At 68.6% G+C, this 13,264-nt stretch carries 13 protein-coding genes; 9 read left to right on the top strand and 4 right to left on the bottom strand.

Translation table 11 applies throughout. From position 1 onward, the window contains the following. The 3 genes from NBRGI_RS22565 to NBRGI_RS22555 form a co-directional block, all read right to left on the bottom strand. Positions 1 to 1,297, bottom strand: a 1,297-nt coding sequence (locus tag NBRGI_RS22565; protein ID WP_036560368.1) for an MMPL family transporter, incomplete at its 3' end; no start/stop codon positions are given. A gap of 301 nt (positions 1,298 to 1,598) precedes the next feature. After that, entirely contained in the window at positions 1,599 to 2,165 is a 567-nt protein-coding gene (locus NBRGI_RS22560; RefSeq protein WP_148310909.1) for a hypothetical protein, read from the bottom strand. Positions 2,166 to 2,264: 99 nt separating this feature from the next. Next, positions 2,265 to 2,951, bottom strand: coding sequence for an NAD(P)-dependent oxidoreductase (locus NBRGI_RS22555; RefSeq protein WP_029899237.1), 687 nt, complete (start codon positions 2,949 to 2,951; stop codon positions 2,265 to 2,267). 87 nt (positions 2,952 to 3,038) lie between these two features. On the opposite strand from NBRGI_RS22555, the gene NBRGI_RS22550 reads away from it, so the two are divergent. Continuing rightward, entirely contained in the window at positions 3,039 to 3,740 is a 702-nt protein-coding gene (locus NBRGI_RS22550; RefSeq protein ID WP_029899236.1) for a TetR/AcrR family transcriptional regulator, read from the top strand. A 2-nt stretch (positions 3,741 to 3,742) separates the two neighbouring features. After that, the gene (locus NBRGI_RS22545; protein ID WP_029899235.1) at positions 3,743 to 4,696 is read left to right on the top strand and encodes an AEC family transporter; all 954 of its coding nucleotides are present in this window, start codon (positions 3,743 to 3,745) and stop codon (positions 4,694 to 4,696) included. 9 nt (positions 4,697 to 4,705) lie between these two features. On the opposite strand, the gene NBRGI_RS22540 is transcribed toward NBRGI_RS22545, so the two are convergent. Continuing rightward, complete coding sequence (locus NBRGI_RS22540) at positions 4,706 to 5,839, bottom strand: hypothetical protein (protein ID WP_029899234.1); 1,134 nt, start codon at positions 5,837 to 5,839, stop codon at positions 4,706 to 4,708. A 138-nt stretch (positions 5,840 to 5,977) separates the two neighbouring features. Here NBRGI_RS22540 and NBRGI_RS22535 point away from each other — a divergent pair, with 138 nt between their 5' ends. The 7 genes from NBRGI_RS22535 to NBRGI_RS22505 are packed head-to-tail and all read left to right on the top strand — an operon-like array spanning position 5,978 to position 13,239. Next, positions 5,978 to 7,585, top strand: a complete 1,608-nt coding sequence (locus NBRGI_RS22535) for an ABC transporter substrate-binding protein (RefSeq protein WP_029899233.1) — start codon at positions 5,978 to 5,980, stop codon at positions 7,583 to 7,585. Next, a complete protein-coding gene (locus NBRGI_RS22530) occupies positions 7,585 to 8,559 on the top strand; it encodes an ABC transporter permease (RefSeq protein WP_235211070.1) in 975 nt (324 codons plus the stop codon). Before NBRGI_RS22535 ends, NBRGI_RS22530 begins: the two co-directional genes overlap by 1 nt. Then, positions 8,552 to 9,409 carry an ABC transporter permease gene (locus NBRGI_RS22525; protein WP_029899231.1) on the top strand — a complete coding sequence of 286 codons (858 nt, stop codon included), beginning with the start codon at positions 8,552 to 8,554 and terminating at the stop codon, positions 9,407 to 9,409. Before NBRGI_RS22530 ends, NBRGI_RS22525 begins: the two co-directional genes overlap by 8 nt. Then, positions 9,406 to 10,242: an ATP-binding cassette domain-containing protein gene (locus tag NBRGI_RS22520; RefSeq protein ID WP_029899230.1), complete on the top strand. Its 837-nt coding sequence runs from the start codon at positions 9,406 to 9,408 to the stop codon at positions 10,240 to 10,242. Before NBRGI_RS22525 ends, NBRGI_RS22520 begins: the two co-directional genes overlap by 4 nt. After that, a complete protein-coding gene (locus tag NBRGI_RS22515) occupies positions 10,239 to 10,928 on the top strand; it encodes an ABC transporter ATP-binding protein (protein WP_051727952.1) in 690 nt (229 codons plus the stop codon). The genes NBRGI_RS22520 and NBRGI_RS22515 overlap by 4 nt, the downstream gene beginning before the upstream one ends. Continuing rightward, positions 10,925 to 11,899, top strand: coding sequence for an ornithine cyclodeaminase (locus NBRGI_RS22510; protein ID WP_029899228.1), 975 nt, complete (start codon positions 10,925 to 10,927; stop codon positions 11,897 to 11,899). Before NBRGI_RS22515 ends, NBRGI_RS22510 begins: the two co-directional genes overlap by 4 nt. Beyond that, positions 11,896 to 13,239: an alanine racemase gene (locus tag NBRGI_RS22505; protein ID WP_036560380.1), complete on the top strand. Its 1,344-nt coding sequence runs from the start codon at positions 11,896 to 11,898 to the stop codon at positions 13,237 to 13,239. Before NBRGI_RS22510 ends, NBRGI_RS22505 begins: the two co-directional genes overlap by 4 nt. The last annotated feature ends 25 nt before the right edge of the window (positions 13,240 to 13,264 follow it).

Below are 13,264 nucleotides of genomic sequence, written 5' to 3'. Positions count from 1 at the left end.
GATCGGTGAGTGATCCGAGGCCCACGTCGACGCCGTAGCGCAAGCCGGTCAGGGGAGCGGCCGCGATCAGCAGCAGCGCGACCCCGACCGCGCCGAACAGCACCGGTCGCGCCATCACGATACGGGCCCAGCGCGCCCAACCGCTCGACGCCGTGGCCGCGCGCACCTCGGCGGGCCGCAGGCGTTCGGGTAGCGCGCCGCGATTGATCGCGGGCCCGAGCGCGGCGAGCAGGGCGGGCAGCAGCGTGAAGGCGGCCGCCATCGTGGCGATCACCGCGGTCACCACGCCGATCGCCACCCCGTTCAGCATCGGCAGCCCGACCACGACCAGGGAGCACAGCGAGATCATCACGATGAGCCCGGAGGCGAGCACCGTCCGTCCGGTGGTGTCCATCGCCGCACCGACGGCCTGCGCGATGGCGTTGTGCTCCTGCCTGTTTCGGACTCCGCGCCGGGTCAGCTCCTCGTTGAACCGGCTGACGATGAACATGCCGTAGTCGATCGCGGTGCCGGTGGCGATCATGGTGGCGACCGAGAGCACCAGCGAGTCGAAGGCGAGGAAGGTGGTCAAGCCGAACAGCGCGCCGACCGCCACGGCGATGCCGGCCGCGGTGACGCTGATCGGCAGCGCCGCGGCGGCCACCGCGCCCAGCGCCAGTACCAGCAGCACCGCGGCGATGGGCACGCCGAGCGCCTCGCCGCGTTGCAGATCAGCCGTTTCGATCTCCATCAGATCGGCCTGAATCGGCGCGTAGCCGGTGAGCACGGCCTGCGCGCTCGCGTCGGATCCGGCGGCGAGCGCGGTGCGCAGTTCCCGCACGACGCTGACCCGCTCGGAGATGTCGCCGTCGAGGCCGACGACGGCGAAGGCGGTGTGCCGGTCGGCGGCGATCTGAGCGGCATTGCCGTCGAACGGGCCGACGGCGCCGGCGACGCCGTCGGTCTGCCGGACCGTGGCGAGGGTGCGCTCGATCGCCGCACGGAACTCCGGCGCCTCGACCGTCGCGGTGTCGGAATGGAAGACGATGAGGTCCTGTTCGGTGCCGAACTGGGCGAAGTGCTCGGCGACCAGCTTGCTCGCCGCGACGGAATCCGAACCCGGCACGGAGTAGTCGGGGGTGCCGAGTCGGGCGTGCAGGGCGGGGTAGGTCGCGCCGCAGGCGATGACCAGCAGCACCCAGACGGCGAGCACGATCCGGCGATGCCTGGCCATCGCCATGCCCCAGCGACCGGCGGCGCCCCATCGCGGCGTGGCCCGCGGGGGTTGCGGCCGTTCGAGGATGGTCGGTTGCGCCATCGCCCCTCCCAGGGTTCGCTACCTGACAGTGACTATCAGGTTCTTTCGGTCAGCATACGAATACTGAGGGAGTAGAAGCAAGGGACTCTCAATTTTGCGGCAATGGTCCGGTTCGCTGGAGCAGTGCGCGGTCTGGCGGGTGCCGTGGCGCGTGCTGCCGCCGGACCACATCCGGCGGTCGCGGTGCGGGACCGAGCTCCGCCCGCCGCCGATAGACGAAATGAGCCCGCCGCCGACGTGGCACGATCCGATGCGACAGGTGCTGTCGCGGATCGATGGCGCGCCGGCGGCGGGCTCGAATTCAGTTGTCCGCGTGGTGCATCAGCTGGGGCCGGCTGCGCCGCGACGGTTTCGTCGTGCCTCCTCGGGTCACCTCCGGCGGGCCGGTCGGGCGGGTGGTCCACCCGCCCGGCTGCGCCGTGGTGAGCACGACGACCTGGATCTGTTCCAACCGCAGCCCCAGCCCGGCGAGCCGGGCGATCACGCCGAGCCGGTGTTCCGGCAGCCCCGGGCGGATCGCCAAGGGTTCCCGGCCGGGCCGGCGCAGCACGTAGGTCCGCCGTTCGAGGTCGAACTCGAGCGGCGCACCGTCGCGCACGGCGCGGTAGGCGTCGAGATCCAGGGTGGTGTGCTGGACCGGGTCGATCATCATCGCCTCGATCAGCCGCTCGGCATGTGCCAGCCGCATCGCCCGATCGTCCGGTTCCATCCACTCCACCCGCTGCGCCACCCGCCACCGATAGTCCTCGGCGGCGGCGCGGAGCAGGTACCGATGCCGCTCGATCTCTGCCGCCAGCTCCACCAGCCGCTCGAGATCGACATGCATCGGGTCGCGCGGGTCGGGTGTCGAAGCTGGGACATCAGGCATTGCGCCTCCTCGTTCGAGTGCCAATTACCTTTCGCGGCAGCTCGATCGACGTCCGACCTGAGAACTATTCTCCCTTAGGGGTACGACAAGTTTCGGCGCTCAATAGCCGACGGTGAAGCGGCGCTGGATGAATCGGGGCTGTTCCGCCTCGTCGAGCAGCGCGACGGCTATGTCCTCGGCCGAGATGTCGCCCGCGCCGGGAGCCGGCGACAGCAGTTGGTCGCCGCCGATGCGGAAGCGTCCCGTGCGCTCGCCGGGTTCGATCCGGCCCGCGGACGGACTGAGGTAGGTCCAGTGGCGGTTGGACAGCCGATAGACGTTCAGGCTGTCGCGCAAGGCGCGCACCACGTCGATGTAGTCCGCCGGCACCTCCAGCACCTCGGTCAGGGTGCGGGTGAAATCCGCTCCGGTATCGACCAATTGGCGCCCGGGCGCGACCTCCAGGCTGCCCGCGCCGCCGACGGCGATCACCCGGACCCGTGGGTGTCGTTCGAGCGCGCGCACCATGGCCTGCGCGCCGGTGACGAAATCGCTTGCGTTGGTGATGGTGTCGGCGATGTCGCGCCCGGCGTTCACGGCGCTGATCACCACGTCGGCGCCGGTGATGGCGGTGGCGATGCTGTCGGCGTCGAGCCAGTCGGCTACCCGCCAGTGCACGCCGGACTGCTCGGCCGGGATCCGGGCCGCGTCCCGGGTGAACGCGGTCACGCGGTGTCCCCGCCGGGTGGCCTCGGCGACGACCCTACTGCCGATGACACCGGTCGCCCCGAAAATTCCGATTTCCACGATCACTCCCTCAACGCTGTTCATTTACTACACGCCGTTCAGTAACAGCGCGGATGATAGTAGCCAAACGCTGTAGAGTGTCAAACCGTGGTCGAGGCAGTCAGGAGTCGCAGAGAGCGGTTACGTGCGCAAGCGTCGGACGAGATCAAGGCGATCGCCTTGCAATTGCTCGCCGAGGGCGGCCCGGACGCGGTCTCGTTGCGCGCCATCGCCCGCGAGATGGGCATGACCGCGGGCGCCATCTACGGCTACTACGCCACCCGTGACGACCTGATCTCCACGCTGATCTCCGATGTCTACACCGCGCTGGTCGATCGGGTCGAGGCCGCGCGGGACGCGGTGCCCGCCGCCGACCCCGCGGGACGAATCGTCGCGTGGGGAGAGACCGTGCGCGACTGGGCGATCGCGCATCCCGCGGAGTTCCGGCTCATCTATGGCGATCCGGTGGCCGGTTACCAGCCGCCGCCCGGCGGACCCGCGACGACGGCCGAACTGCGGGCCTGCACCGGGCTCGTCGGCTTGGCCGCGGCGGCCTGGCCGCACGCAGCGGCGCGGCAGACGGTCGGCGACGAGGACTGGTCCGATTTCGATGCGGGCCTGGTCGCCCACGTGCGCAACGACTTTCCCGATCTGCCGCCCGCGGCGCTGAGCCTGGCGCTGCGGATGTGGGGCCGGATGCACGGGCTGATCGCGCTCGAGGTCTACGGTCACCTGGTGCCGCAATCGCAAGACCCGGCGAAGCTCTATCACGCCGAAATGCTGGACCTGGTCCGGTCGCTCGGGCTCTAGGGATGAGCGAGATCGCGACGACTATCGGCAAGCTCGCGCCGGTGGCGCTGGTGTTCGGCGGCGGCGTCGTCTTCGCGCGGCGCAAGATCATCGGCGCCGAGGTCTCGAAGGCGTTCTCCGACTTCGCGTTTCTGTTCGCGATTCCCTGTTATCTGGCGGGGGCACTGTATTCGAGTGACCTCGGGCGGTTGTTCGATCCGCGCGCCATCGCCGCGTATCTGGTCACCGCGCTGGCCGGCATGCTGGTGGTCGGGTTCTGGTCGCGGCGGGTGACCGGCGCGGACAGCCGGGGGATCGCGCTGCGGATCATGGCCGGGGTGCAGGTGAACACCACCTATTTCGCGATTCCGGTGTTCGTGCTGCTGTTCGGTGATGCCGCGCCGATCTTTCCGATCATCCTGCTCCAGGTCTGTGTGCTCACCGTCGTGGTCATCGCCGTCATGGAATTCGGTGCCGGACAAGATGATCTGGGCGGGCAGCGGCCGATCGCCGCCGCGGTGCGCGGGATTCGCGCCGCATTGCTGACGCCGATCGTGGTGGCCTGCTACCTCGGTATCGGTGCGAACGTGGCCGACGTGCCGGTGCCGCACTGGCTGCTGGACGCGCTGGCGTTCGCGGGCAACGCGGCCGCGCCCATCGCGCTGTTCGCGATCGGCCTGCACCTGGGCGGTTCCGGGCTGCGCCTGCGAGCCGCGGCGCGCGACGAGTACGCGCTGATCGCCTTCAAATGCTTGGTCTTTCCGCTGCTCGCCCTGCTGATCTGCAAGTACCTCTTCGGTATTCGCGGCGCCTGGCTGACGTATTCGGTGTTGATCGCCGCCATGCCGTCGCCGCAGAACCTGTTCATCTTCGCCCAGCGCTACGAAACGGATATCGATCTGGCGGCGTCGATCGTCGCGAAGACCTCACTGGTGGCGCTGGTGCTGTTGCCTGGATGGTTGCTGCTGGCCCGGTGACGGAACCGGTCAGATGCCGAGGTATCCGACCGTGGCCGCGAACATGATCGCGGTGAACAGCGGCCAGAACAGCACCTTGGGCAGCAAGTTGTCCCGCCAGGCCAGCGCCTTGCCGAAGGTGCCGTGCAGCAGCAGGGTCGCGTTGAGCGCCACGAGCAGCGTCATCACATACAGGGTGAAGTACCAGTACTCGATGTAGGAGATGCCCGCCGAGCCCACTTCGGTGCGGGCCGCGTTGTCGTTGACCGCGACGACCAGCACGGTGGACACGGAGAAGGTGATGATCGCGAACGCGGTGAAGCCGGAGATCGGCCGCCGGTCCGGGTCGGTGGTGATGACGAACAGCGAGAGGAACATCAGCACCGCCAGCAGCAGCACCGGCACGATCCGGCCGAGCAGCGGTCCGAGCAGCCCGCGGGTGACGCCGACGTTGAAGTACAGCTCGTCGGTATTGGCCAGCCCGGGGTGGGTGAGCATGCTGTACGCCTGGTGGTTGAGGCTCCACACCGTGTACTCCGGCTCCCAGTCGCCGAAGACCAGGCCGGGATCCAACCCGTTGAGCGCGTGCGGGTCCCACGGCGGAAACGATTCGAACGAGGGCACCAACTGCACCGGATGGATCATGTCGACCGGGCGCATGCGCAGCCAGATGTCCTGGTGGTCGAGCGGATAGTCCTGGTAGTGGAACTGCTGGCGGATGACGGTGGAGAACGACCAGACGACCACGCGCCAGTCGCCGAGCGGGTACTCGAACACCTTCTTGGGGCTGTGCGGGTCCTCGGCCTCGAGCAACTGCACGCCGATCTCGATCTCCGCCGGGAAATCGGACGGTACGTGCTGCCAGATGTGTCCGACCACTTTGACGTTGTGCGCGTTGACGAACTGCAGCGAGTTCACCAGCACGCCGGTGGACAGCCGGGGGACATGCCGGTCCTGCGGCAGGTTCGGCCGCACCGCCGCCTCGGCCTCGGCGTAGGTCGACACCGTGGTGCCGATCTCCGCGACCGGTGCGTGTTTGCTCGCCGCGTGCGTCCACGAGTACACGGTGCCCGCGGCCAGCAGCAGGGACACCGCAGTGGCGGCGAGCCACAGCAGCAGCTTCCACTTCGATACCAAGCCCGAGACCGCATCCCTGATCGGCACAGCCTGGAGATTAGCTCTCCATTAGCCACTCGAGCGGTATTCGGACATCGGCGGACATGTCGCGTCCGGCTCGACGGATGTGTCCGGTTTCACTGAAAATGCTAATGAAAATCATTACCAGTAGTCTACGATGCTGACATGGCTTTGTTTCGGATCGGGATGTGTGCTGCCGCAACGGCATTCGTAGTAGGGCTGACCGCTTGCTCGGCACCGGGGGAAAAATCCAGCGATCCTGACCAATTCGTGGTGATCGACACCGAGGAACTCGGCGACTTCAGCCCCTTGCTCGGCGCGGGGAAGAACGGCGAGTCGAAGATCTTCGAAAGCCTGTACCGGATCGAGGAGGGCGTGACCGATCGGATCCCGGCGGCCGTGCCGGTGCTGGCAGTGGGTGCGCCGGAGCCGGTCGGCGGCGATCTGTCCCGCTGGCGGGTGCACACCCGCACCGGAGTGCGCTTCTCGGACGGCACCACGTTCGGGCCCGAAGACGTTGTCGCGACCTACAACTCGTTGATCGATCCGGTGTTCGCCGCACCGATCGCCGCGGACTACGACTTCCTGAAGCGGGCAGTGCAGACCGGCCCGGATACGGTCGAGTTCGAATTGTCCGGCGTCTACGCCGATTTCGACCATCGACTGTTCCTGGCGATCGCGCCGGCAGAAGCTTTCGCCACCCCGGGACCCGCGGATCAGGCCGAGCTGAACCGGCACCCGATCGGGACCGGACCGTACGTCCTCACCGAATCCCGCCCCGATCAGGTGATTCTCACCGCTCGTGACGATTACTGGGGCGAGCGCGCCCAGGTGCGAAAGTTCGTGGTGCGCCGCAGCGACGACGACAACGCCAGAGCGAGTCAGCTGCGCGACGGGGCCGACGGCACGGTGCTGCCGCCCGAGCTGGCCCAGGCGGCGGCCGAAGACGGCTATCGGGTCGTGTCGGCGGTTGGCAACGATTGGCGCGCCATCACCCTGCCGAGTGGCAACCCGGTCGCGGGTGACCCCGCGGTCCGCAAGGCCTTGAATTTCGCGGTGGACCGCAAGGCCATGGTCGAGCACATCCTCGGTGGGCACGGTGCGCCGATGTCCACCTTGATGGGCCCGGTCTACGGCGAGAACTACGACCCCGCACAGGATTTCGGGTTCGACCGAGCCGAGGCGGCCCGGGTGCTGGACGCGGCGGGCTGGCGGCTCGGTGCGGACGGCATCCGGGCACGGGACGGGCGGCGCGCGAGTTTCGAGATCGCCTACTATCCGACGGAGGTGCTGCGGCGCGATCTGACGATGGCCGTGGTCTCGGACGCGAAGAAGGTCGGCATCGAGATCACCCCGGTCGCGGTGGACAAGAAGAAGATGACGCCGGAGTACCTGGCGCAGACCCCGTTCCTGCTCGGCGGCGGCGGTCAGCCCTACACGGTGGACAGCCAGCTCTACACCAAACTGCACTCCCGCTACGCCGCACCGGGTGTCGGCTCCAAGTGGGACAACGCCTCGGATTACGTGAACCCGAAGATCGATCAGCTGCTCGATGCCGCCCGCGGTGAGACGAACGCACAACGGCGCGCCGAGCTGTACCGGCAGCTGCAGGCGGAATATCACAACGCGCCCGCGATGCTCGCGCTGGTCACCACGAACCACGTCTATGTGCTGCGCGACAACGGCTGGCGGGTCACACCGACTGCGCTGGAGCCGCATTCGCACGGCGTCGCGTGGGGCCCGTGGTACGGGCTCGCGCGCTGGACCCGGTGATGGCTGGTAGAGCGGGCAGGTTGATCGTTCGACGGCTCATCGTCGCGGTACCGCTGGCCGGGTCGGTCTCGCTCGCCGTGTTCGCGCTCGCGGCGGCCAGCCCGTTCGATCCACTGGACGCCTACCTCGGCCCGCACGGGGACGGCTTCGACGAGGCGCAGCGCGCGGCGCTGCGCGATCGACTCGGGCTGGACCGCAGCTGGTTCGGCGCGTGGTGGTCCTGGCTCGGCGACCTGATGCGGGGCGAGCTGGGCACCTCCCGGTCCTACCGCCAGCCTGTCGCCGAGGTGCTCGCCGAGCGGCTGCCCTGGAGTGTGCTGCTCGGCGTGCTGGGCGGCCTCGTGGCGCTGGTGCTCGCGGCCGCACTCGGCGCCTGGGCCGGACTGCGTCGCGACGGCCTGACCGATCGGTTCATCAGCGCGGGTGCCGTTGTGTTGCAGTCTGTTCCGCCGTTCGTGCTCACGCTCGGCGCGGTGCTGGTCTTCGCGACCACCCTGCGCTGGTTTCCGGCCTCGGGTCTGACCGATCCGGGTGGCGGCGTCGGCGTCGGATCGACGGCCCGGCATCTCGTGCTGCCCGCCGTACTGCTCGGCGTGACGCAGCTGCCCTGGCTGGTGCTCGGGTTGCGGGAGACCGTGGCGAACAGCCTCGACAGCGACGCCGTAACCGGGGCGAAAGCACGGGGATTGCCGTGGCGGGTCATCGCTTTCCGGCATGTGCTCCCGGTGTCGGTGGCGCCGTTCCTCGCGCTGTGCGGCGCGAGACTGCCGGAACTGGTGGTCGGCGCCACGGTGATCGAGACGGTGTTCAGCTGGCCGGGCGTAGGCGCGGCGACCGTGACTGCCGCTCGCGCACTGGATTTCCCCTTGCTCGCCGCGCTGACGCTGCTCGTCACGGCGGTGGTGCTGCTCGGCAACCTGGCCGCCGATGCGATCGGCGTGGCCATCGATCCGAGGATCGACGCCGATGGATGAGCGGCGGACCACCCAGCGGTCGACCAGGAGACATTGGCGTGCAACAGTTCCCGTGCTCGCGGTGGGCGTGCTGGTGCTCGCGGTGCTGTACGCCGGGCTGGTGCCGCTGCTGCGGCCGGTCGACAACGCGCTGGTCGATTTCTCCGTCGGCAGGCGGCCGCCCGGTCTCGAATTCCCCTTCGGCACCGACAGTGCCGGGCGTGACGTGTTCGTCCGCGTTGCCGAGGGCATGCGCGTCTCGCTGCTGATCGCTGCGGCTGCGGCGCTGGGCTCGGCGGTTCTGGGCCTGCTGGTCGGAGTGAGCGCGGGGGCGCTCGGCGGCTGGTGGGACCGGATCGCGATGCGTGCGGTGGACACGATGAACTCGCTGCCGAGCCTGCTGCTCACCCTGCTGGTCGTGGCCATGTACCGCGGCTCGGTGCCGGCCATCGTCGCCGCGCTCGTGCTCACCCATTGGACCTCGGTGGCCAGGGTGGTGCGGGGTGAGGTGCTGGCACTGCGGCACGCCGAATTCGTACAGGCGGCCCGGTTGCGCGGGCTGCCCGGATGGCGCATTGTCCGGCGGCACTTCGTTCCGCCCGCCCTGGGGCAGGCGCTGGTCGGCGTCGTGCTGCTGATTCCGCACGCGATCTGGCACGAGTCGACGCTGTCGTTCCTGGGCGTCGGCCTGCCGCCGCACCGGGCCTCGCTCGGCACGCTGCTCTCGGACGCGCAGGCGTCGATACTGCTGGGGGACTGGTGGTTACTGGTCTTTCCGGCGGGGGTGCTGGTGCTCGTCGCGCTGGCGGTCTCGGTGCTCGGCAGGCATTGGCAGCGCAACGGTCAACTGCGCCACGAGGTTTCGGCATGAACGGGGTGATGCTGACGTTGCAGCGGGTGTCGGTACGAATACCGCTGGGCCCCGGCCGCATCGTGCATGCGGTGACCGAGGCGGACCTGACGGTCGCGCGCGGCACGGTGCACGGTTTGATCGGCGAATCGGGCTCCGGGAAATCCATGCTGTCCGCAACCATCACCGGATTGCTGCCGAAACGTGCCCGCACGACCGGCACCGTGGCACTCGAGGCAGCGGGGCGGACCTACTCCGCGGCGGATATCCGGCAGGCACGGGGACGCTCGGTGGCCTGGGTCCCGCAGTCGGCGATGACGTACTTCACGCCGGTCCGGCGGTTGGGACCGCAACTGGCCGAAACGATCCGGTGCCTGGGCACCGCGCACGAGCCGGGCGACCTGCTGCACCGGGTCGGGTTGACCGCGGACGTGCTGCGCCGGTACCCGCACGAACTTTCGGGCGGTATGGCGCAGCGAGCGGCGCTGGCTTTCGCGCTGGCGGGCGATCCGACGCTCATCATCGCCGACGAGCCGACCTCGGCGCTCGATGCCGCGCGGGCGGCTGCGATCCTGGGCCTGCTCGGCGAATTCGCCGCAGCGGGCGGCAGCGTACTGCTCGTCACGCACGACCTGACGGCCCTGCGCGCCGCGCAGATCTGCACGGACATCTCGGTGATGTACGCGTCCCGGATCGTCGAAACCGGCAGTGCCGAGCAGGTTCTCACCGCACCTGCGCATCCGTACACGAAGGATCTGCTGGCCGCCCTGCCCGAGAACGGCTTGCACCCGCTGCCGTATCGCACACCTGAACTGGTGAACCTGCCCGCGGACTTCCGCTACGGAGCAGCATGACGAGAAGATCGCTTGCGGCCGAGTCGGTTTCGGTGCGACTAGGCGGACGTCTGGTCCTCGATCGGGTGTCGCTCGAGCTGGCGCGCGGTGAGGTGGTGGGGCTGACCGGGCCCTCGGGGACCGGTAAGACCACACTCGCGCAGGTCTTGTCCGGTCTTCGCGAACCCACCGGCGGTCGGGTCGTCTGTGACGGGAGCCCGTTGCCCCGGCGGCATACCGGGCGCATCGCGATGCTGTTCCAGTCGCCGCGGCGGTCCTGCGATCCGCGGCTGACCCTGCGCCGGTCCATCGCCGAACTCGCGCGCGGGCCGGTGGCTTGGGAGCGCGTGCTCGAATCCGTCGGCATGACACCGGATCTGCTCGACCGGTATCCGGCGCAGGTTTCCGACGGCCAGTTGCAACGAGCCGCAGTCGCCCGGGTGCTCGCGTCCGAGCCCGACTACCTGCTGTGCGACGAGATGACCTCGATGCTCGACCCGGCCACCACCGCCTCGGTCGCCCGCACCGTGACCGCCCTGGCGGGCACCGGTGTCGGCGTGCTGTTCATCAGTCATGACATCCCCCTGTTGAACGTGTGCGCGGACCGGCTCGTGCGCCTGGGGGACAACCTTTCTCCCGTGTCCGGTGCGGCAGCGTCGTCGCCCGGACCGACCGTTGATTCGACCGACGACATCGGAGTTCTATGAGCAACGCATTGCATATCCTCACCCGCACCGATCTGGCCGATATCGATCTGACGCCCGCCGAGGTCATCGATCTGGTCGAGGAGGGTTATCTGGCGTACGCGCGCGGCGAATCCCGGTGCCCGGTCAAGCTGATGATGCCGATTCCGAAGGTGGAGCGGGACGCGGTCTCGTATTCGATGCTGGGATACGACAGTTCGCTGGAGCAGATCGGTTTCAAGACGTCCTACCGGCAGGGCAGCGAGAGCGCGGACAAGTACTACACCACGATCAGCCTGTACGACGACACCACGGGGCTGCCGTTCGCCTTCATGGACTGCCAGCGGGTCGGTGCCGCCCGGACTCCGGCGACGACGGCCATCACCGCGAAACACTGTGCCCGCGAGGGTGCGACGAAGGCCTTGATGATCGGCACCGGGGTGCAAGGACGAAACACTCTGCCCTATCTGCTCACCGCGCTGCCGGATCTGCAGGAGCTGCGCCTGTTCGGTACCCATCCCGACGGCATCGCGGAAACCCTTGCCACCATGCGGCGTTGGTATCCGGACCGGGAGCTCGAGTTGGTCGACGACGTACCCGCCGCAGTCGCCGATTCGGATATCGTCGTCGTCGCCTCGGGGCGGGCAGCGCATCCCAAGGTACGCACGGAGTGGTTGCCGCCGGGCGGTTTGCTGATCTCGGTGGCCAGCAAAGGCGTCGAGAGCGGTGCACTACGCGCGGCGGATTACGCGATCGCGACCAGCGCGGGGCAACTGGGGGTCACCGGTACCCGGTTGGCCGGTCCCGACGGACCGGTGATCGACGCCGAACTACCGGACATCGTGGCCGGCCGGGCGCGCGGACGGATCGGCGCGGACGACCGGGTGTTCGCCTTCGCCAGCGGCATGATCATCACCGATATTCCGGTGGCGCACGCGCTGGCGACCCGGGCGGTGGCCGCGGGCCGTGGACAGCGGGTGGAACTGTGGTCGTGAACACCGCACCGGTCGAACGCCCCGGTCTGCCTGCGCTGGAGCAGAAGTGGCAGCAGCGGGTGCGCGCGGACCGGCACCTGCTCTTCGATATCCGGCACGCGCTGGGCGGCCCGTTCCACGTCGTCTACCCGGAGCAGTTCGCCGACAACCTCAGGTCGTTCCAGCGGATCTTCACCGCACGCGGTGTGCGCGGCCAGGTCTATTACGGCAAGAAGGCCAATAAGGCCGGCTGCTGGCTGTCCGAGATCGCCGATCTGGGCGGGGCGGTCGACGTGGCGAGCGAGCCGGAACTGGTGCACGCGCTGGCGCACGGTGTCCGCGGGCGCGACATCGGGGTGACCGGCGCCGCGAAGACCGATGCGCTGCTGCGCCTGGCCGCCCGGCACGACTGCGTGGTCGCCATCGACGCGCTCGACGAGCTGGAGCGGATCGCCGAGATCGCCCGGCAGGCCGGGCCGGTACGGATCTTGCTGCGGCGGCTGCCGCCCAGCGCCCCGCACAGCCGGTTCGGTTTGTCCGCAACCGATCTCGATCACGCGATCGAGTTGTGCGTGCGACTGCGGCCGGGGGTGGAACTGATCGGGTTCTCGTTCCATTTGGACGGCTACGCCGTCGCGCCGCGCGCCGAACTCGCCGACGAGCTGATCCAGCTGTGCGTGCGGACGCGGGCGCGCGGATTGCCCGTCGACACGATCTCGATCGGGGGCGGTTTCGCCTGCCGGTATGTGCGCGACGACGATTGGCGCACTTTCCTCGAACAGCGCCGCGACGACTGGTTCCATGCCGGAAAACAGTTCGACAAGTTCTATCCCTACGCCCAGGACCCGACCGGCGCCGCCATGCTCGACGCCGTGCTGGCAACCCGTTTCGGTGTCCGATCCCTGTCAGAGAACCTGCGGGACAACGATATTCAGCTGTTCATCGAGCCGGGGCGGGCCCTGTTGATCGACGCGGGATTCACGGTGTTCCCGGTGCTCGGTTACAAACAGAACGCCGACTACGGCATCACGACCGTGCACGGACTCAGCATGAGCGTCTCCGAGCAGTGGAAGGGCAGTGAGTTCCTGCCCGACCCGATCCTGGTGCCGCGCAAGCAGATCACGGCCGCCGCACCGGTGACCACCTGTGTCGGCGGCGCCAGCTGCATGGAGTACGACGTGCTCACCTGGCGCAAGGTCGGCTTGACGCAGCGACCCGAACCCGGTGACCTGCTGTTGTATCCGAATACGGCGGGCTACCAGATGGACAAGAACGAGAGCGAGTTCCATCAGCTCCCGTTGCCGCCCAAGGTTGTCGTCACCGAACAGGAGGACCGGTGGTTGTGGCGTTTGGACAAGTAGAGGCGGACGCGACGACGGTGCGTCC

Origin of the sequence: Nocardia brasiliensis IFM 10847, from assembly GCF_000710915.1 — a bacterium.
GTDB lineage: Bacteria > Actinomycetota > Actinomycetes > Mycobacteriales > Mycobacteriaceae > Nocardia > Nocardia brasiliensis_A.
This window is presented reverse-complemented; position numbering and strand designations above follow the sequence as displayed.